The following is an 18,946-nucleotide window of genomic DNA, read 5'->3' as shown; positions in this document are numbered from 1 at the left end:
CCCCCCGGTCCCGTCCGGGCGGCAGAAGCGTTATTCCGCCTTTTCAATGGCCTCCATCATCGCGTCCAGCATCTCGGTACCCTCGGCACCGAGCTTTTCGGCGATCAGCTTGCGCACCGCCGGCTGCGCCGCGGCGGCGAACTTCTTCTGCTCTTCCGGCGTGACGACATTGACTTCCATGTTCTTGGCGAGCTTCGGCAGGCCGCGGTCGGAGGCCTCGATGACGCGCGAGACGCCGCGGCCGGATTCCGTCGCCACTTCCGAGGCCCAGTCGACGATCTTCTGATGTTCCGGGCTGAGGCTCTCGTAGAAGTCCTTGTTCATGGTCCAGATGTAGGGGGTGATCACGTGGTTGGTGATCGACAGGTACTTCTGGACCTCGTCGAACTTGGCAAAGGCGATGATCGGGATCGGGTTCATCTCGCCGTCGGCAACGCCGGTCTGCAGCGAGGTGTAGACCTCGGCCCAGGGCAGCGGGGTCGCCTGCGCGCCGAGCGAGTCGACCATCGCCTTATGGGTCGGCAGCGTCATGGTGCGGATCTTCAGGCCGTCCATGTCCTCCACGGTCTTGATCGGCCGCTTGGAGTTGGTGAAGGCGAAGAAGCCGCCGGAATCGATCATGCCGAGCACCTTCAGGCCGGTCTTGGCCTCAAGGTCGGCGCAGAACTTCTTGCCGAACTCGCTGCGCTGGTCCATCACCCGGCTGGCCACCGCGATGTTCGGGAAGGCGAACGGGATGTCGAAGATGCCGACCAGCGGATAGTGCTGGGCGATGCCGCCGGCCGACGAGATGGTCGATTCCACGATGCCGTCACGGACCTGCTGGATGACCTCGTTGTCCTTGCCGAGCTGGCCGTTGGGATAGATCTTGACCTCGATGTCGCCGCCGGAGGCTGACTCCACCAGCGACTTGAAGATCGCCGCCATGGCGCCGGAATGGCTCTCGAACGGATCGGCCGGGTTGAGATGTCCGACGCGGATGGTGATGTCGGCGGCAAGCGCGCTGCCGGCGATCGACGCGGCTGCGACGGCCGTCGTGGCGGCAGTCGCAATTTTCTGGAAGATACTCATGTTGTTACCTCTTTCGGGTTTGCGGGTGGAGGCGGCGCCGCCGACGACACAGCGGCTGGAGGACGGGGCTAGAGCCCCAGCCATCTGGGAACGGCCAGCGTCAGACCCTCCCAGTAGGCGATGATGAAAAGCACCAGCACCTCGCCGATGAGGAACGGCCACAGCGCCTTGGCGATGTTCTCGATCTTCTCCTTGGTGACGGAGGCGAGAACGAACAGGCAGGCGCCGACCGGCGGCGTCATCAGCGAGATGTTGAGGGCGAGGATGATCATGATGCCGGCATGCACCGGGTCCATGCCGATCTCCGCCGTCAGCGGCGCCAGGACGGGTGCAAGGATGATCAGCGTCGCGTTGATGTCCATGAAGAGGCCGATGAACAGCAAGAGCGCGATGATCATGCCGATGATCATGTTGGGATCGTTGGAGAGCACCAGAAACCCCTCGGCGACGGCTTGGGGGATCTGGTTGAAGGTCATCCACCAGCCAAGGATCGAGGCCGAGGCGATGATCAGGAAGATGACGCCGGTGATCCGGGTGGTCCGGACGCACATGTCGTAGAGGTCGTGCCAGGTCAGCCCGCGATAGACGAGGCCGCCGACGATGAGCGCGTAGAAGACGGCGATGGAGGCGGCCTCCGTCGGCGTCGCGATGCCGCCGAGGATCGAGCCGAGGATGAAGATCGGCAGCACCAGCGCCAGGAAGCTCTCCTTGAAGGCGCGAAGGATCGGCAGGAGCTGCGGCCCGCCCTCGCGCTTCGGCAGGTTGAGGCGCTTGCCCAGCGCGGCGATGATCGCCATGCAGATGGCGCAGATGAGGAGGCCGGGGACGATGCCGGCGGCGAACAGGCCGGCGATCGAAACGCCCATGATCGAGCCGTAGATGACCATCAGCGTGGAGGGCGGGATGGTCGGGCCGATGATCGAGCCGGCGGCCGTGACCGCGCAGGCGAAGGGCTTGGTGTAGCCCTGCTTGACCATCGCCGGCACCAGCGTGTTGCCGAAGGCGGCGGCATCGGCGGTGGCGGCGCCCGTGATGCCGGCGAACATCACCGAGGCGACCATGTTGGAATGGGCCGCCCCGCCGCGCAGCCAGCCGACCAGCGCATCGGCAAAGCGCACCAGGTGCATGGTGATGCCGGAGCGGTTCATGATCTCGCCGGCCAGGATGAAGAACGGCATGGCGAGGAACGGGAACAGGTCGAGCCCTGCGAACATGCGGTCCGGCGCCATCATCAGGAAGCGCCCGCCGCCCATCTCGAAGATGCCGACGAGGCCGGCAACGCCGAGCACGAAGCCGACCGGCATGCCGAGGAAGAGGAGGATGAAGAAGGTTGCGGCAACGACCAGCATGATCAGATCTCCGCCCGGTCGGCGGCCGCATGGACATCGGACGCAAAGAAGTCGTGGACGGCGACAAGGCAGAGCTGGATGCAGGCGAGCCCGGCAGCAAGCGGCACGCCGATGAACGGATAGGCCTTCGGCATCTCGTAGATCATGGTGAGCCGCGAGAAGCCGCGCTCCACAAAGCCGATGCCGTAGATGAAGATGACGGCGAAGAAGACGAAGGCGATGACGTCGAAGGCAATGGCGAGGAGCTTGCGGGCGAGCGGCGGAAAGCGCTCGAAGATGACCAGCATGCCGATATGCTCGCGGTGCGAGATGCCGCTGGAGACGGCGAGCAACGCCATCCAGATCATCAGGTAGCGGGCCAGTTCCTCGGTGAAGGTCCAGTTCGACGGCAGCACGTAGCGCACCAGCACGCCGAGCCAGACATCGAGGACGAGGAGGATGAGAAGGCCGACGCAGAGCCGTTCGACGAACCAGTTGAGCCGCCGGCTGAGGCCGATCGCATGCCGTGCCAGATCCTGCAAAGGATGCCCCTCTTCGGCGATTGGATGTGGCGGTGTGTTTTATCGTTGCCACTACTCTGAAACCGAAATTTCAGATCGTCAAGGGCTTTTGAAACTGGAATTTTAGTATAGTCTAACGAGTCGGAACGCCAGCGGGAATCGATCATGTCCGATACACGCACAGGTTTTGACGACGACAACGGATCGGGCCCCGATCCGATGGCGCCGGTGACCTCGTCGCTGGAAGGCCGCATCCGCGCCCACTATGAAGACCTGCCGGAAAGCGAGCGGCGGATTGCCGACCTGATCCTGGAATCCCCTGGCGAGGTCGCCGCCTACAGCGCGACGGAACTGGCGAGCCTCTCCGGCGGCTCCAAGGCCGCGGTGACGCGACTGGTGCGCCGTCTCGGCTTTGCGAGTTTCGAGGAGGCGCGCCGCGCCGCCCGCGACGGCCAGACCTGGGGCTCGCCCCTCTACCTGTTGTCGCGCGAGGCGCCGGCCGACAGCTTCGGCAGCCGCGTCCAGACCCAGATCGACCAGGACACCCGCAACATCACGCTGACGCTGGAGACCCTGCAGTCAGACGTCTTTGCGGAGATCGTCGGCGCTATCTGCCGTGCCCGCCGGGTGTTCTTCCTCGGCTACCGCAACGGCCACTATCTCGCCGGCTATGCCCGCCAGCAGTTCCTGATCGGCCGCGACGAGGTCTATCTCCTGCCCTCGCCCGGCGAGACGCTGGCCGAGGAGATCGCCGGTCTGACCCCGGACGACGTCCTCATCGTCCTCGGCTTTCGCCGCCGGGTCGACGAGATGCGCCAGGCAATGGCCGCCGCCGGCAAGGCGGGCGCGAAGCTGCTCTACATCACCGACAGGACGGCAAAGCCCTCCCCGCACGCGACCTGGACGATCCCCTGCGCGGTGCGCGGCCGCGACGTCTTCGACCGCTACGCTTCGGCAATGTCGCTGCTGCACTTCCTCGCCGTCGCCGTCTTCAACCGGCTCGGCGCCAAGGCGCGGGCCCGCCTGCAGCGCATCGAGGGCCTGCACGAGGACCTGCACGACTTCGATTGAACGCTCGCCCGGCATCAATGCCGGGCGGTCCCGTCAGCCCGCCAGGGCCTCAAGCAGGGTCTTCGGCGTCACCACGCCGATCGGCCGCGACGCCTCGTCGACGACGATGGCGGTGCCCGATCCCGTGGCAAGCGCCCGGAATCCCTCGTCGAGCATGGTGTCCTGGCGGATCCGCGGCGTGTCGGCCGGCAGGCCTTCAAGCACCCCGTCGACCGGCTCGGCGATGGAGCCGATGGTCAGCACCCGCGAGCGGTTGACGTCGCGCACGAAGCGTTCGACGTAGTCGTCGGCCGGATGCAGCATGATCTCCGTCCCGGTGCCGACCTGGCGCAATTCGCCGTCCTTCAGGATGGCGATGCTGTCGCCGATCCTCAGCGCCTCGTCGAGGTCGTGGGTGATGAAGACGATGGTCTTGTGCAGCCGCGCCTGCAGTTCCTTGAGCTGGGACTGCATGTCGTTGCGGATCAACGGGTCGAGCGCGCTGAACGCCTCGTCCATCAAGAGCACCTCGGCATCGGTGGCGAGCGCCCGGGCAAGGCCGACGCGCTGCTGCATGCCGCCGGAAAGCTGGGTCGGGAAGTGGTGCTCGAAACCGGAGAGGCCCACCAGCTCGACCTGCTCCATGGCGTGGTCATGGGCCTTCTTCCGGCTCATGCCGGAAATGAAGAGCCCGTAGCTGACATTGTCCAGCACGGTCTTGTGCGGCAACAGGGCGAAGCGCTGGAACACCATCGACACCTTGGAGCGCCGGAACTCCTTCAACTCGCGCTGGTTCATGCCGACGACGTCGACGCCGTCCACCAGGATGTGCCCGGCCGTCGGCTCGATCAGCCGGTTGAAATGGCGGATCAGCGTCGACTTACCGGAGCCGGAAAGCCCCATGATGACGAAGGTCTGGCCGGCGGCGATGTCGAGGCTGACGTCGCGAATGCCGATGACGTGTCCGGTTTGCTCCAGGAGATCGCTCTTGCTGACCCCCTGGTGCACCAGGTCCATCACCGACTCCGGGTCTTCGCCGAACACCTTGCAGATGCTGTCGACCTTGATCTTGATGTTCTGTTCTTCGGTCATCGGCTCAGTCCCCGAGATTCAGATGCTGTTGCGATCGCCGGCCATAGGCCTGGGCGATGCGGTCGAAGATGATGGCCAGGAACACGATGCCGAGGCCGGCAAGCAGTCCACGGCTCACCTCCAGCCGCTGGATGCCCTGGAGCACCTGATAGCCGAGACCGCCGGCGCCGATCATCGAGGCGATCACCACCATCGACAGCGCCATCATCGTGGTCTGGTTGACGCCGGCCATGATCGTCGGCAGGGCGAGCGGGATCTGCGCCGTGAAGAGGCGCTGGGTCGGCGTCGCGCCGAACGCGGTCACCGCCTCGATGACCTCCGCATCGACCTGGCGAATGCCGAGATTGGTCAGCCGGATCACCGGTGGGATCGCGAACACGATGGTGGCCAGCAGCGCCGGGATCTTGCCCGGGCCGAACAGCATCACGAACGGGATCAGGTAAACGAAGATCGGCATCGTCTGCATGATGTCGAGCACCGGCAGCGAGATCGCCTGCAAGGTGTCCGACCGCGACATGGCAATGCCGATCGGTATGCCGAGGATGACGGCAAGAAGGGTGGAGATCAGCATCAGGGCGATGGTCGCCATCGCCGCATCCCACATGCCGGTCAGGCCGATCAGGAACAGCATCACGGCAACGCCGACCATGGCCTTGATGCTGCGCGTCGCGGCATAGGTCAGGGCGCACAGCGCCAAAAGCACGACGTACCAGGGCAGCCATTGCAGGAATCGTTCTGTCTCCGTCAGCATTCTGAGCACGGGCAGAAACGCTATTTCCAGGGCCTCGCCATAGTTGGCGACCACCCAGTTGAAACCGTCGTCAATGCCGATACGCAACGCCCGCGTGTCGATGAGTTCTGGAAAGTTCTCCGCCATGTCGCGGCTCCCGTGGGATGTTCTGGATGGATCGGTAACGGGCCGCAAAGGGAAGGCGCTGCAGGACGCGGCGCGGGCGGCCGGGAAAGCAAAAAGGGACGGGCGCGGAAAAGGGCGCCCGTCCCCCTGTCAGATTTCAGCGTTCGACAACGCCGGAACCGCTCAAAGCGATTCCTTGACCTTGGCGGCCACGTCTTCCGGAACCCACGCGGTCCAGATGGCCTCGTTGTTCTTCAGGAAGTAGGCGGCGGTCTCGGCCGGCGAGGCCTTGTTCTCGTCGCCCCAGGCCAGGACCTTGGAGATGTCGTCGTTCGGGACCTGCATCTTGGACAGGAATTCGGCGACGTTCGGAGCCTTTTCCTTCAGTTCGGTCGTGGCGGCGACGGCCACCTCGCCGACGGCCCAGCCGGTGACCTGCGGATCGGCGCAGTTCTTGTCGGTCAGGCACTTGAACTTGTCGGCGTCATGCTCGGGCATGTCGAGACGGACGAGGTTGTACTTGCCGATGACGGCGGTCGGGCCCCAGTAGTAGGCGACCATCGGCTTCTTGCGGGTCACCTGGCGGGCGATCGAAGCCTTCAGGTTGGCGCCGGAACCGGGCGAGAACAGCTCGTAGGTCTCGCCCAGATTGAGGGCCTTGAAGAGATTGTTGGTGATGATCTCGCAGCCCCAGCCCGGAGGACAGCCATAGAGCCGGCCCTTGTCGGGATTGGCGACGTCGGCGAACAGCTCCCAGTTGTCCTTCAGGTCGTTGATCGACTTGATTTCCGGATGCTCCTTGGCGGTGTAGTCCGGAATCCACCAGCCTTCCTGGCCGCCGCTGCCGAAGATGTCGCCGGCCTTATAGACGTTGCCCTTGTCCATCATCTTGTCCCAGATCGCCTGGGCGGTGGAGACCCACATCTCCGGGGCAATGGTCGGCTCGCCCTTGGTCAGCATCGACGTCGCGGTCGGGACGGTATCACCCGGCACCACTTCGGCGTTGCAGCCATAGCCGTCGGCGAGAATCTTCTGGGTGACATGGGCCAGCGTGCTGGCCGACAGCCAGGTCATTTCGGCAATGGTGATCTTGTCGTCGGTTCCGCATTCCGTGGCCGACGCCGGCGCGGCGGAAGCAGAGATCAGCGCCGCCGCAGCTACAGCACCGAAAACAGAAGTTTTGAGGCTATTCATATTGATATTCCCCTCAGGTTTGATTTCGTCACGTAATAACAACGGGGCCTTGCAGCCCCGCGATTGGCGACAGCATGTTCCATCGAATAGCCGGGCGCAAATCGAGATTATTGATCCCTGGTTCAATTTAATTGTAATCCGAACGACGAAAGCCGCGAATCCGGTTGAGCAATTCGGTGTCTGCGGTAACGCCCTCCTCAACGATACGCAGGCGGTTGGCGCGCCGCCGCCCGCCCGGCAGGCGGGTCCCCTGCTGGGCGGTGATGGCGGCGCTGAGCGCGGCCACGCGGTCCGAAAACGCCGGGGAAAAACCCGTCGGATCGATGGCGATGAAGCACTGGCCGGTGCCCGGCGGCCCACCCTTTGTGCCGGAAAACGGGCTTGCATCCTTGGACAGCACCGCGCCGGAGAGGCAGGAGGCGAGAAGCTCCACCATCAACCCGACGCCGAATCCCTTGTAGCCGCCGGCGGGTGCCATGGAGCCCTTCAGGGCCTCGGCCGGGTCGGTGGTGACGTTGCCGTCGGCATCGAGCGCCCAGCCCGCCTCGATCGCCGTTCCAGTGCGCGCCCTCAGCATGATTTCCGACTTGGCGACGACGCTCGCCGACTGGTCGATGACGATCGCCGCCCCGCCCGCCGCATCGGGCACGCCGACGGCAAATGGGTTGGTGCCGATCACCGGCGTCCTGCCGCCGGCCGGCGCGATGGAGGCGGGTGCGTGGGTGAAGCAAAGGCCGATGAGGCCGTCCTCCGCGATCCGCTCGGCGTGGTGGCCGAGGACGCCGCAATTGTAGGAGTTGAAGACGGTCATGGCGGCGATGCCGTTCTGCCGCGCCGATTCAGCGAGCGCCGGCCAGCCGGCATCGATCGCCGGGTGGGCAAAGCCGGAGCGCGCATCGACGGTGACGGCTCCGGCCCGCGGCCGGGAAACGACCGGTTCGGCCTGCCCGTCGACCTTGCCGCAGACGACGTGCTCGGCATAGATCGGCACATAGAGGAGGCCGTGGCTGCGGATGCCGTCGCGCTCCGCCTTGACGGTCGAGCGCGCCACCGACGCGGCAGCCTCAGGGCTCGCCCCGGCACCGGTCAGGGCGTCCGTCGCGAGCTTTTCCACGTCATCAAGAGTCAGGTGTTCTTCGGCCATCGCGGGCTCCTTGAAAGGTCTCGATCAGTCATTGTCGGTGAGGCCCGCCCCGGCGCCGGCGATGCGCGAGCGGTCGGTGGAGGGAACGAGGCATTTGCGGAAATGGCGCTGGACCGCGGCAAAGCTCTCGCCGTCGACGGCAACGCCCTCTGCCAGGCGTCCGGACTGCGCCTTGAGGAAGGCCTCGGCCGAAAACGGCGGCAGGCCGTCCGTATCGGCGACGCAAACGGTGGTGAAGGCCGGCGTGCGGCGGACGAGACCGGCGGCCGGCGCCCCGGAGACGTCCACGCCGTCGCCGGAAAGCACGACCCGCACGGCATCGGCGCCGTCGTGCCAGGAGACCGCGATCCGCGGCAGGGCGATCTTCGAGGCACCAATGGCAGCCAGCACCAGCGCCGGCTGGTCGACCGCCGGCAGGAGCACGGGCAGCGCATCGCCGCGGGCGGCCAGAAGCAGCAGCCGGTCGGCAACCGCCGGCCCGGCATAGAGGGCGGAGATCGGCGCACCTTGGATGGTAGCGCGGGCCGTCAGGCCCTCCGGTCCGGCATCGAAGGCGGCAACGGGAACGCTCGCACCCGTTGCCAGGGCATCGAGCGCCGGGGCCGCGATCCGCGCCGGATCGAGCCCGAGCGCGGCAAGGAAAATGAGGCTCTTGGAAAACGACTCACCGAAGCCGAACGGCGCGCCGGCCCCGACCGCAGCCCGTGTGAAAAAGAACTTGATCTCGTTGAGGGAGAGCGGGGTTGCCGGTGCGCTCATGACGCCCCCTCCCCGGCGATTGCCGACGGCCCGCCCGGACGCACCGGAAACACCCATTCGCCGTCCCAGCCGGCCGCGAGTTCCAGGGGCAGCGGCGCGCCCTGGAACATGTTGACCCGGGTCCACAGGTCCGATTTCGGATCGAATTTGGAGACGCCGAAAAAGGCGAGCTTGAAGCGCAGGACGTCGAGCGGGCGCACGCCGGCGGCAAGGAGGTTGTCGCGGATCTCGCCATAGGGCGCGACGGCCGTGCCCTGCACCCGGCGCACCATATGGCGGAATTCCGGATGGGCGATGAGGAAGTCGGCGACCGGCTCGGCCGCATCGCGCGCGGCGACGGCGGCAAAAAGCCGTGCCGCGTCGCGTCCGACCGAGAGCGGCATTTCCCGCTCCGCGCCGGGCTCCTTGAAGCGTTCGCCGAGCCGCGGCTCCAGCTTGTCCTCGGAGTAGTACCAGAAGCGTTCCTGGGCCGTCGGGTCGTCATAGTCGATGCCGAGCGCCCAGCCGTAATGCTCTTCGATCAACGCCTTCAGGTCGCCGAGCACCATCGTCGGATCGAGGACAAAGCCGCTGGTTGCGCTCATCGTCGGGCCAAGGTCGTCGACGAGGTCGCCGCGCTCTTCCAAAAGCAGCGAGACCGTGAATTCCTGTCCCTCCGGCGAGAAATTGTCCTCTGCGAACAGGTAGGCCGCATCCCAGGGTTTTGGGGCCTTCAGCCCCTCGCCGCACCAGTCAGCAAGAGCGGCAAGGTCCACCTTGAGACCGTCGATACGTCGGATCTGGGTGTCGTCCTCGACCCGCCATTCGCCGACCTGGCGCAGGGCGCGGGCGATGAGGCCAAGAAAACCGGCGATCTCGTCATCGCTTGCGTGTGTGATCGCCCGGACCCGGGCAAGCGCCGTCTCGCGCGCGGCCACCCAGTTGTGGATCAGCTCCGGATATTTGACGAGGAACGGCACCATGCCGAGGCCGGTGGAATTGCCGATGCCGAGATAGCGGGCGTGGTCGGCATCGAGGGCAACGGCCGCCTCGCCGCCGCGGCAGCTTGCGACGTGGTTGACAAGGTCGATGGTCAGCCAGCGGATCAGATAGACGGTGAGCATTTCCGCCTGAAACGGCGCAGCAAGCTCGGGCCGCTCGGCGATCTTCAGCCGGTCGGCACAGCCGAACTTGCCGCTGCCATAGACCGCCGTGGTGCGCATCAGGTAGCCGACGTCGCAGAGGAGTTCCGCGTCGGGCTGCTCGCCGTGGGAAAGGCGCTCCACCACATGCTCGAACAGGCGCAGGCTCTTGTTGCCGCGGGCAAGCACCAGTTCGCTCGCCCGGAACCGCCCCGCCTCCTGGCGCGGCGTGTTCTCTGAAAGCCGGGCGATGTCGGCGTCCGAGGGGATGCCGTCGAACAGCGAAAAGGTGCCGTCCCAGACCTTTGCGATCACCCGGTCGGTGCGCTCATCGGGCGGGATATCGCGGGTAAAGGCAACGAGGCTGTAGCTGCGCTCCGGCCCGTGCGCGGCATAGACCGAGGCGCCGAAGCCGTCGGCATCGACGTCGAAGCGGAGCCGCTCGAAGCGCCAGTGTTCGGAACTCATCCGGCGCAGGAGCTGGCGCATGAAGGAAAGCCGCGTCTGGAAGGCCGCGCCCATCCGCGCAAGCCGCATGACCTGATCGGCCGGGCGGAGCGGAACGGCGGCGAGCGCTTCCCGGGGCGGCATCAGGCACCCCGCTCGAAGGATGTTCGATAGAAGTCGAGCCAGTTGCGATAGGCGATGCGCTCGATCTCCCCAGTTGAAAAGCCGACGCCCCGGAGCCCCTCCAATATGTTGCCGAAATCCCGGTTGTCGCGGAACCAGAGCGGCTGCTCGGGAAAGCCCGCGGCACCGGCCGAGCCCTCACCATAGTCCATCTCGCGCGACCAGGTGCCGTTGCGCATCCACTCGACGACGCTGTCCGGCTGATCCTGGCAGAGGTCACTGCCGAAGCCGACATGGTCGATGCCCATCAGGTCCACCGTTCGCGCAACCATCTCGCAAAAGGAGGTCAGCGTGCACGAACTCTTGTCTTTCAGGTGATGGGGATAGAGCGACAGGCCCAGCATGCCGCCGCTTTCGGCAAGCGTCTTCAACACCGTGTCGGACTTGTTGCGCAGGGCATGGTGCCAGCTTGCGGGGTTGGCGTGGGTGATGGCGATCGGGCGCTCGGAAATCTCGATGGCCTCGAGCGTCGAGCGCTCCGCCGAATGGCTCATGTCGACGACCATGCCGACCCGGTTCATCTCGCGGATCACCTGCCGGCCCATCCGGGTGATGCCGGCATCCTCCGCTTCGTAGCAGCCGGTCGCAAGGAGGCTCTGGTTGTTGTAGGTGAGCTGCAGGAAGCGGATGCCGAGCTGGTGGCAGATTTCCACCAGATCGATGTCGTCCTCGATCGGCGAGCAGTTCTGGCAGCCGAAGACGATCGCGGTCCTGTCCGACGCCATCGCTGCGTCCACATCGGCAGCCGTGCGGCCCGCGACGATGACGTCTGAAAACGCCTGAAAGCGTCGGTTCCAGACACCGATATTGGCGACCGTCTCCTTAAAATCCTCGTGATAGCAGATCGTGACGTGGACGGCCGCCAGCCCGCCCTCGCGCATCTGCCGGAAGATCTTCTCCGACCAGTTGGCGTATTGCAGGCAATCGATGACCGGAAGACGCTCGCTCATGTCCTCACTCCGGATCGCCGGCGCGGATATAGGCCGTCTTCACCTGGGTGTAGAACTCCGCCGCCATGCGGCCCTGCTCGCGCGGCCCGAAGCTCGACGCCTTCCGCCCGCCGAAGGGGACGTGGTAGTCGGTGCCCGCGGTCGGCAGGTTCACCGTCACGCACCCCGTCTCCACGTTGCGCCGGAAATGGCTGGCGCGAGCGAGCGAGGCAGTGAAGATGCCGGCGACGAGCCCGTAATCGGTGTCGTTGGCGATCGTCAGCCCCTCTTCGTAGGAGCCGATCTTCTGGACCGCCGCGATCGGCGCGAACAGCTCCTCGCGGTTGAGCGCCATGTCGTTGCGGGTGCCGACAAGCAGCGCCGGCGTCATGTAGTAGCCCTCGGTGGCGCGGCTGACCCGCTCGCCGCCGGCGACGATATCGACGCCGCATGTCTTGGCTTCCTCGATCCAGGCAAGGTTGGCGGAAAGCTGCTCCTCGCTGACCACCGGGCCGATCTCCGTGCCCTCCGCAAGGGCGTGGTCGACCTTCATCGACGCAAGGCGATGGCCGAGCCGCTCCACGAACGCATCGTGCACCGTCTCGTGCACCAGGAGCCGCGAAGAGGCCGTGCATTTCTGGCCGGTGCCGGAATAGCCGCCGGCGGCGGCCGCGGCGACCGCAAGGTCGAGATCCGCATCGTCCATGACGAGGAGCGGGTTCTTGGAGCCGAGTTCGAGCTGGAACTTGGTGAGGTTGGACGCAGCCGCCGCAGCGACCTTCTTGCCGACGGCGTGCGAGCCCGTGAAGGTGACGGCATCGACGCCCGGATGGCCGGCAAGGCCGTTGCCGATGGTCGACCCGGACCCCATCAGAAGCTGGAACGCACCGTCCGGCAGCCCGGAGCGGGAGATGATCTCGGCGAGTGCCCAGGCGGAGGCCGGCGTCAGATTGGCCGGCTTCCAGATCACCGCATTGCCGTAGGCGAGCGCCGGCGCGATCTTCCAGCTTGCCGTCGCCGTCGGGAAGTTCCATGGCGAGATGACCGCGACGACGCCCATCGGCTCCCGGCGCACGTCGATCTCCACGCCGGGCCGCACGGAATCGGCGTTCTCGCCGATCTGGCGCAGGGCCTCCGCGGCGAAATAGGTGAAGAACTGGCCGGCCCGGTACACCTCGCCCTTGCCCTCCGCGAACGGCTTTCCCTCCTCGCGCGACAGCAGGGTTCCGAGCTCCCCGGCCCGCGCCATGAGCTCGCGTCCGATCGCCTCCAGCGCCGTCTGGCGCGCCTCCAGCCCCAGCGCCCGGCAGGCCGGAAGGGCCTCGCGCGCGGCTGCGACGGCCTGTTCCAGTTGATCGGTGCCGGCCTGTGCGTAGTATCCGATGACATCGGCGAGATCGGACGGGTTGCGGTTCTCGACCGTCGCAGCTCCCTCTCGCCAGCTTCCCGCGATCAGATTGCAGTAGGTCTTGGTCATCCGGCCCTCCTCGTCAGGGGAGCAGCTTCGGGCAATTTCCGACTTCAATCAAATCGAAACATCTGTTATTAATTTCAGAGAAACTGAAATGGATACCCCGTGATCAAGCTGGAGGCCCTGCGCGCTTTCGTGACCGTTGCCGAAGCCGGCAACATCCGCGACGCCGCCAAGAAGCTGTGCCGGACGCCATCGGCCGTCTCCATGACGCTGAAGCAGCTTGAGGAAGAGGTCGGCGGGCCGCTGTTCGAGACCGACCGCAAGAATTCGCTGACCGCGCTCGGCGCCTTCATGCTGGAAACCGGCGCCATGCAGGTCGACAGCTACGACCGCGCCATCGAGCGCGTGCACGCCTTTGCGGAGAACCGGATCGGCCGGCTGACCCTTGCCTCCGTGCCGTCCGTCGCCGCCAATCTGATCCCGCAGATCCTGCCCCGCTTCGTTGCCGACCGCAACGAGGTGGAGATCGAGATGTTCGACATCGACAGCCGCTCGGTGCGCGCGATGGTGGAAAGCGGCCAGGTCGACCTCGGCATCGCCGGCCGGCCGGCGCCGGACGCCCCGGTCTCCTTCATGCCGCTGTTCCGCGACCGCTTCCGCGTCATCTGCAGCACCGACAGCCGGCTCGCACGGATCAACCGGCCGCTGCGCTGGTCCGACCTGAGGCGCGAGAACCTGATCCTCAACGGCGCCTCGGAGCGCATCAAGGCGCCGAGCTACAAGGCGCTGTCCGACCGCGCGACGATGACCGTGCGCAACGTCACCACCCTGGTGGCGCTCGCCCGCTCCGGCTTCGGCGTGACGCTCCTGCCGGCGCTGTCCACCACCGACCTGCCGATGGGCGTCGTCGCCCGCGACCTCGCCGACACCTCCGTGGAGCGCGTCGTCGGCATCGTGGAGCGCAACGGCATCACGCTGAGCCCCGTCGCCGCCGCCTTTCGAAAGGTGCTGGCGGAGGAGTTGCCGCCACTGGTTGCAAATCTCGGCCTTGACGAGCGCGAACCGCCCGAAATGGCGCAACCCAGCGGGCGCCCGGAGACGCCGGAAACGGCCGAAATCCGCCGCTCGGACGCGGAAGACGCCGCGCTTTGATCGGCATCGCCGTCCCCCGACAACCAATGATCAAGATTTCCCTGCTAGGGTTGTCCCCGATAGGGATAGCACGGCCGGCCGGCAAGGTCAGAGCCGGCGCGGCGAGGAATAAAAACGGTGATCAACGAACGTATGCAGATCTGGACCGATCCGGCGTCAATACCGTCGGAAACGCGCGACAAGCTCTGGTTCTTCATCTCCCGGGACATCGATACGATCCTGGAGAAGTTCTACCAGCGCATCGGCAATTCCAATCTGCACCGCATCCTCGAAGGCCTCGACATCGACAAGCTCACCGAGAAGCAGAAGGCCCACTGGCGCCGCGTCCTGCTGTACCGGGTCGACGAGAACTACGATGTCCGGCTGCGCAACATGCACGCCTATCACATCAAGATCGGCCTGACCCACAGCCACTACATCGCCGCCTATTTCTTCCTGATGAACCTGTTCCAGAAGGCGATCCTGAAGCACGCATCGGGACCGAAGGAGGCCTACGACCTCATCGTCGCCCTGCAGAGCATCATCTCCGAGGACATCACCCGCGCCCTCGGCGTCGACGCCGAGACCGGCCAGGATGCCGGTCCCTCCGCCCGGACCATCGCCTTCTGAGGTCTCTCGCCGCCCGTCAGTCCGCATAGGTCCGCTCGGCCATCGGCCGGCGGGCGATTTCCGCTTTCAGGGCATCGAGGAACCGCGCCTCGGCCCGGTTGTGCCGGCGCTTGGGATTGGTGACGAGGAAGATGTCGATCGCCGGCGGGTTCTCATAGGGCGGCAGGCGCCAGAGGTCGCCGTCGCGCACATCGCGCTCCACCACATGGATCGGCAGCGGCCCGATGCCGAGGCCGCACAGGATCATCCGGCGCACCTCCTCCAGATGCGGCGACTGGCCGACGATGCGCTGCTCCAGCTCGTATTGCCGGCGTAGTTCGGCGACGGGTCGCAGCGCATCGGCGACGTCGTCGGTATCGAACGAGACCGCCGCATGGCCGCGCAGATCCTCGATCCTGAGGCCCTTGCGGCCGAACAGCTTGTGCGGCGGACCGCAGAAATAGCCGAAGAACTCCCGGTAGAAGAGATCGTAGTGAAGCTGCGGCAGCCGTTTGTTGACGAGGCAGATGCCGAGGCTCACGGACTTGTCGAGGACGCTGCGCGCGACCGCATCGCTGGACTGGATCGACAGCTTGTAGGTTACCGCCGGAAACTCGGCGTGGAACTCCGCCAGCACCCTGTCGAGCAGCGGCGTGCTGACATGGCTGGCGAGCGAGATGTGGATGTTGCCGGTGATCTCGCGCGCCGCCGAGGTCGTCACTTCGCTGAGCCGGGCGATGCTGTTGAAGATTTCAAGGCACTCGCGCTGCAGGTCGCGGCCCGCCGCCGTGAGGCGAAACGTGCCGTGGCCGCGCTCGATCAGGCGCGTGCCCATCTGCGTCTCCAGCCGCTTCAGGGCAAGGCTCACCGTCGGCTGGCGCAGGAGCAGCCGGTTCGCCGCCGCGGTGATGCCGCCCTCCTCGGTGATGACGACGAAGGTGCGCAGGAGATTCCAGTCGAGATTGGTGACGAACCGTTCCGGCCGCTCGCTGCTCATCGGGCCCATTAACTCACGCAATGTTGGATATAGTGAATATTAATTTGCGCTATCGCCGAACCGCCTGCAACACTTTGCCACGTTCCCGCGCATCCCGACCCATCACCAAGGGCTCTAGATGGCCAAGGCGACCGCATTCGATCCCAGACCCTGGTACCTGCTGTCGCCGGCCCTCCTGGCGATCGCCTTCTTGGTGATCGCGCCGATGTGCTTCATCCTGGTCTATTCGTTCTACATCAACGTCGATCTGGGCGTTGACGAGGTCGCCTTCCAGTTCGGCAACTGGCAGGACCTCCTGACCGACAGCTACTACCACCATGCCATCTGGAAGACGTTCCGCATGGCGATCATCGTCACGGTGCTGGCGGCCCTGCTCGGCTACATCCCGGCTTATTTCATCGCCCACACCAATTTCCGGCGGAAGTGGCTGCTGCTCCTGTTGCTGATCCTGCCGTTCTGGGTCTCGTTCATCATCCGCACGATGTCGTGGATCCACATCATGGGGAACCAGGGCGCCATCAACGGGGTGCTGATTTGGCTCGGCCTCACCGACGAGCCGATCTCCATGATGTACAACGAGTTCGCCGTCATCGTCGGCTTCATCCACGTCTTCCTGCCCTACATGATCCTCAACGTCTATGTCAGCCTGGAGGGGATCGACCGCAATCTGGAGCCGGCCGCCCGTACCCTCGGCTGCACGCCCTGGCAGGCCTTTCGCGAGGTCACCCTGCCGCTGTCGCTGCCCGGCCTTGCCGCCGGCAGCCTGCTGGTCTTCGTCCTGACCGCCGGCAGCTACGTCACGCCGATCATCCTCGGCGGCCCCAACGACTTCCTGTTCGGCAACCTCATCTACGACGCCGTCGTCTCGGAGCTGAACTGGCCGATGGGCGCGACGCTCTCCTTCACGCTCCTGTTCCTGCTCGGCCTCGTCGTCGTCATCTACAGCCGCTTCATGGGCCTCAACCAGCTCTACAAGGCACTGAGCTAGGAAGGACCGGAGAGACCCATGCGCGCCTGGAACCTCATCAAGATCTACACGGTCCTCGTCTACATCTTCATGTTCGCGCCGGTCGCGGTCGTCCTCCTGCTCGCCTTCAACAGCTCGCGCTTCGGCGGCTTCCCGATCGAGGGCTTCAGCCTGCGCTGGTTCGCCAAGCTGTTCGAGAACGAGGCGATCATGCGCGCCTTCGAGACGTCGCTGATCCTCGGCGTCCTGACGGCCTTCTTCGCCACCACCCTCGGCATCCTCGCCTCGCTGGCCCTCGTCCGCTTCAAAGTGCCCGGCAAGGAGTGGATCACCACGCTCTTGATCTCGCCGGTGCTGGTGCCCGAAACCGTCCTCGCCGTCGGCCTCCTCATCTTCCTGCGCTGGCTGTCGATGCCGCGCTCCTTCGCCGTCCTCCTCCTCGGCCACACCATGATCGCCCTGCCCTTCGTGGTGCTGGTCGTCCAGGCCCGCCTCGTCGGCATCCGCAAGGAATACGAGGAAGCCGCGAGGAGCCTCGGTGCCAACCCCGTTCAGACCTTCTTCCAGGTGACCCTGCCGCTCCTGATGCCGGCCGTCTTCGCCGGCGCGCTCTTTGCCTTCACCATTTCCTTCGACAACATCACGGCGACCATCTTCTGGCGTCCGGCCGGCTCGGAAACCGTGCCGACCCAGATCTTCGGCATGCTGCGCAATTCCGTCAGCCCGGAGATCAACGCCCTCGGCTTCGTCATGATCGTCATTACCGTCGGCGTCCCGCTCATGGCCGGCGGCCTCGCGCGCTATTTCTCGCGCAAACGATGAGCGGCACGACATCCAAAAAACCTGAAAAAACCACCAGAACCAGAGGACGAACAGAACCGATGAAACAGGACAGCACCAAGCGATACGAAAAGCTCCGCGAGCGCATGGGCAATGGCGACATCGATCGCCGTTCCTTCATGGGCCTCCTCGGCGCCGCCGGCCTCGTCGCCGGCGTTTCCGGCGGCATCATGACGACGCTCTCGCGCCAGGCGCTCGCCGCCGGCACCGAGCTCAACTTCGAGGGCTGGGGCGGCATCGTCTCGGAGGCCCTGCGCAAGCACGCCTTCGACCCCTATGAGAAAAAGACCGGCAACAAGGTCATCGACGCCACCTTCGGCGGCGAGGAGGAGGTGCTGACCAAGCTGAAGGCCGCCGGCAGCATCGATGGCCACAACATCATCCACTCCTCCGGCATCACCTGGTACCAGCGCTGGGTCCAGAACGGCTATGCCAGCGAGCTCAACACCAAGAACATCCCGAACATCGACAACGTCATGGAAGCGGTGCTGGCGCCGTTCCGCGCCATCACGCCCGATCACCTGGCAGCCGTGCCCTACGACTACGGCACCACGGGCATCGCCTATAACACCAAATACGTCTCGGAGGAGGAGGCCAAGAAGCTCGGCGCCGACCTCCTCCTGAAGAAGGACCTGAAGGGCAAGATCGGCGGCTGGAGCGGCGACTGGGCCAACCGCGCCTGGTACGGCGCCCTGCAGTCCGGCCAGAACCCCAACAACATCACCGACTGGGACGCCGTCTGGGACAAGGTCCGCGAGCACCGCGCCCTGATCCTGAAATACTGGAGCTCCGGCGCCGAGCTGATGGACCTCCTCGCCAAGGAGGAGATCTACGTCACCGAAGCCTGGTCGGGCCGCGTCGCCGCGCTGCAGGAGCAGGGCCACCCGATCGGCTATCTCGATCCCGAGAACGGCCTTGCCTGGATGGAGACGATGTTCGTGCTCAAGGGCTCGCCGATGGAAGAGGCCGAGGAACTCCTCAACTTCATGCTGGCGCCCGCGACCGCGATCGCCGTTGCCGAGGGCCAGAAATATCCGCCGTCCCTCGATCCGACCAAGGTCGACATGCCCGATACGGTCAAGAAGCTGCCGGCCTTCGATCCGACCGGCAAGCTCGACGGCCTCGTCTTCCGCGAGCCGGACAAGTGGAACGCCGTCGAGAAGGAGCAGAAGAAGATGTGGAACCGGGTCATGAAGGGCGCCTGACCCCCTTCTCCACCCGACATCTCCTGTCCGGGGCTTTTCCAACAGCCCCGGACCTTCCTTCCCGTGCGTGGGGGCTCAGGCCCCGGCG

General features: G+C 65.5%; 18 protein-coding genes. 6 read left to right on the top strand and 12 right to left on the bottom strand.

Going from position 1 to position 18,946, the window contains the following annotated elements; all coding sequences use genetic code 11:
- Nucleotides 1-30 precede the first annotated feature (30 nt).
- The 3 genes from M2319_RS01635 to M2319_RS01625 form a co-directional block, all read right to left on the bottom strand.
- Complete coding sequence (locus M2319_RS01635) at nucleotides 31-1,071, bottom strand: TRAP transporter substrate-binding protein (RefSeq protein WP_264599686.1); 1,041 nt, start codon at nucleotides 1,069-1,071, stop codon at nucleotides 31-33.
- A 68-nt stretch (nucleotides 1,072-1,139) separates the two neighbouring features.
- Nucleotides 1,140-2,420, bottom strand: coding sequence for a TRAP transporter large permease (locus M2319_RS01630; RefSeq protein WP_264599685.1), 1,281 nt, complete (start codon nucleotides 2,418-2,420; stop codon nucleotides 1,140-1,142).
- A gap of 2 nt (nucleotides 2,421-2,422) precedes the next feature.
- Entirely contained in the window at nucleotides 2,423-2,941 is a 519-nt protein-coding gene (locus M2319_RS01625; RefSeq protein ID WP_264599684.1) for a TRAP transporter small permease, read from the bottom strand.
- A 144-nt stretch (nucleotides 2,942-3,085) separates the two neighbouring features.
- Between M2319_RS01625 and M2319_RS01620 the strand changes: the two genes are divergently transcribed.
- Nucleotides 3,086-3,991 (top strand): MurR/RpiR family transcriptional regulator, encoded by a 906-nt coding sequence (locus M2319_RS01620; protein WP_264599683.1) that lies wholly within the window; start codon nucleotides 3,086-3,088, stop codon nucleotides 3,989-3,991.
- Nucleotides 3,992-4,024: 33 nt separating this feature from the next.
- On the opposite strand, the gene M2319_RS01615 is transcribed toward M2319_RS01620, so the two are convergent.
- The 8 genes from M2319_RS01615 to M2319_RS01580 all read right to left on the bottom strand — a co-directional run bounded on the left by M2319_RS01615 (nucleotide 4,025) and on the right by M2319_RS01580 (nucleotide 13,172).
- The gene (locus M2319_RS01615) at nucleotides 4,025-5,062 is read right to left on the bottom strand and encodes a quaternary amine ABC transporter ATP-binding protein (RefSeq protein WP_264599682.1); all 1,038 of its coding nucleotides are present in this window, start codon (nucleotides 5,060-5,062) and stop codon (nucleotides 4,025-4,027) included.
- A 4-nt stretch (nucleotides 5,063-5,066) separates the two neighbouring features.
- A complete protein-coding gene (locus M2319_RS01610; protein ID WP_264599681.1) occupies nucleotides 5,067-5,939 on the bottom strand; it encodes an ABC transporter permease in 873 nt (290 codons plus the stop codon).
- Nucleotides 5,940-6,101: 162 nt separating this feature from the next.
- On the bottom strand, nucleotides 6,102-7,112 hold the full coding sequence (locus M2319_RS01605; protein WP_264599680.1) for an ABC transporter substrate-binding protein: 1,011 nt from the start codon (nucleotides 7,110-7,112) through the stop codon (nucleotides 6,102-6,104).
- A 127-nt stretch (nucleotides 7,113-7,239) separates the two neighbouring features.
- On the bottom strand, nucleotides 7,240-8,256 hold the full coding sequence (locus tag M2319_RS01600; RefSeq protein ID WP_264599679.1) for an Ldh family oxidoreductase: 1,017 nt from the start codon (nucleotides 8,254-8,256) through the stop codon (nucleotides 7,240-7,242).
- A 24-nt stretch (nucleotides 8,257-8,280) separates the two neighbouring features.
- A complete protein-coding gene (locus M2319_RS01595; protein ID WP_264599678.1) occupies nucleotides 8,281-9,015 on the bottom strand; it encodes a DUF3726 domain-containing protein in 735 nt (244 codons plus the stop codon).
- A complete protein-coding gene (locus tag M2319_RS01590; protein ID WP_264599677.1) occupies nucleotides 9,012-10,727 on the bottom strand; it encodes a hypothetical protein in 1,716 nt (571 codons plus the stop codon). Before M2319_RS01590 ends, M2319_RS01595 begins: the two co-directional genes overlap by 4 nt.
- Entirely contained in the window at nucleotides 10,727-11,716 is a 990-nt protein-coding gene (locus M2319_RS01585) for a dipeptidase (RefSeq protein ID WP_264599676.1), read from the bottom strand. Before M2319_RS01585 ends, M2319_RS01590 begins: the two co-directional genes overlap by 1 nt.
- A 4-nt stretch (nucleotides 11,717-11,720) precedes the next feature.
- A complete protein-coding gene (locus tag M2319_RS01580; protein ID WP_264599675.1) occupies nucleotides 11,721-13,172 on the bottom strand; it encodes an aldehyde dehydrogenase family protein in 1,452 nt (483 codons plus the stop codon).
- A gap of 99 nt (nucleotides 13,173-13,271) precedes the next feature.
- Between M2319_RS01580 and M2319_RS01575 the strand changes: the two genes are divergently transcribed.
- Complete coding sequence (locus M2319_RS01575; RefSeq protein WP_264599674.1) at nucleotides 13,272-14,261, top strand: LysR family transcriptional regulator; 990 nt, start codon at nucleotides 13,272-13,274, stop codon at nucleotides 14,259-14,261.
- Between the two features lie 117 nt (nucleotides 14,262-14,378).
- Nucleotides 14,379-14,870: a protoglobin domain-containing protein gene (locus M2319_RS01570; RefSeq protein WP_264599673.1), complete on the top strand. Its 492-nt coding sequence runs from the start codon at nucleotides 14,379-14,381 to the stop codon at nucleotides 14,868-14,870.
- 16 nt (nucleotides 14,871-14,886) lie between these two features.
- Here the strand turns inward: M2319_RS01570 and M2319_RS01565 are convergent, their stop codons facing one another.
- The gene (locus M2319_RS01565; protein WP_264599672.1) at nucleotides 14,887-15,846 is read right to left on the bottom strand and encodes a LysR family transcriptional regulator; all 960 of its coding nucleotides are present in this window, start codon (nucleotides 15,844-15,846) and stop codon (nucleotides 14,887-14,889) included.
- 118 nt (nucleotides 15,847-15,964) lie between these two features.
- Between M2319_RS01565 and M2319_RS01560 the strand changes: the two genes are divergently transcribed.
- From M2319_RS01560 to M2319_RS01550, 3 genes are read left to right on the top strand one after another with little or no spacing between them, the layout of a single operon-like run.
- Complete coding sequence (locus M2319_RS01560; RefSeq protein ID WP_264599671.1) at nucleotides 15,965-16,834, top strand: ABC transporter permease; 870 nt, start codon at nucleotides 15,965-15,967, stop codon at nucleotides 16,832-16,834.
- 18 nt (nucleotides 16,835-16,852) lie between these two features.
- Nucleotides 16,853-17,635 carry an ABC transporter permease gene (locus tag M2319_RS01555; RefSeq protein ID WP_264599670.1) on the top strand — a complete coding sequence of 261 codons (783 nt, stop codon included), beginning with the start codon at nucleotides 16,853-16,855 and terminating at the stop codon, nucleotides 17,633-17,635.
- A gap of 59 nt (nucleotides 17,636-17,694) precedes the next feature.
- Nucleotides 17,695-18,858: an ABC transporter substrate-binding protein gene (locus M2319_RS01550; protein WP_264599669.1), complete on the top strand. Its 1,164-nt coding sequence runs from the start codon at nucleotides 17,695-17,697 to the stop codon at nucleotides 18,856-18,858.
- Nucleotides 18,859-18,946 lie beyond the last annotated feature (88 nt).

It is taken from the genome of Rhodobium gokarnense, from assembly GCF_025961475.1.
Lineage (GTDB): Bacteria > Pseudomonadota > Alphaproteobacteria > Rhizobiales > Rhodobiaceae > Rhodobium > Rhodobium gokarnense.
This window is presented reverse-complemented; position numbering and strand designations above follow the sequence as displayed.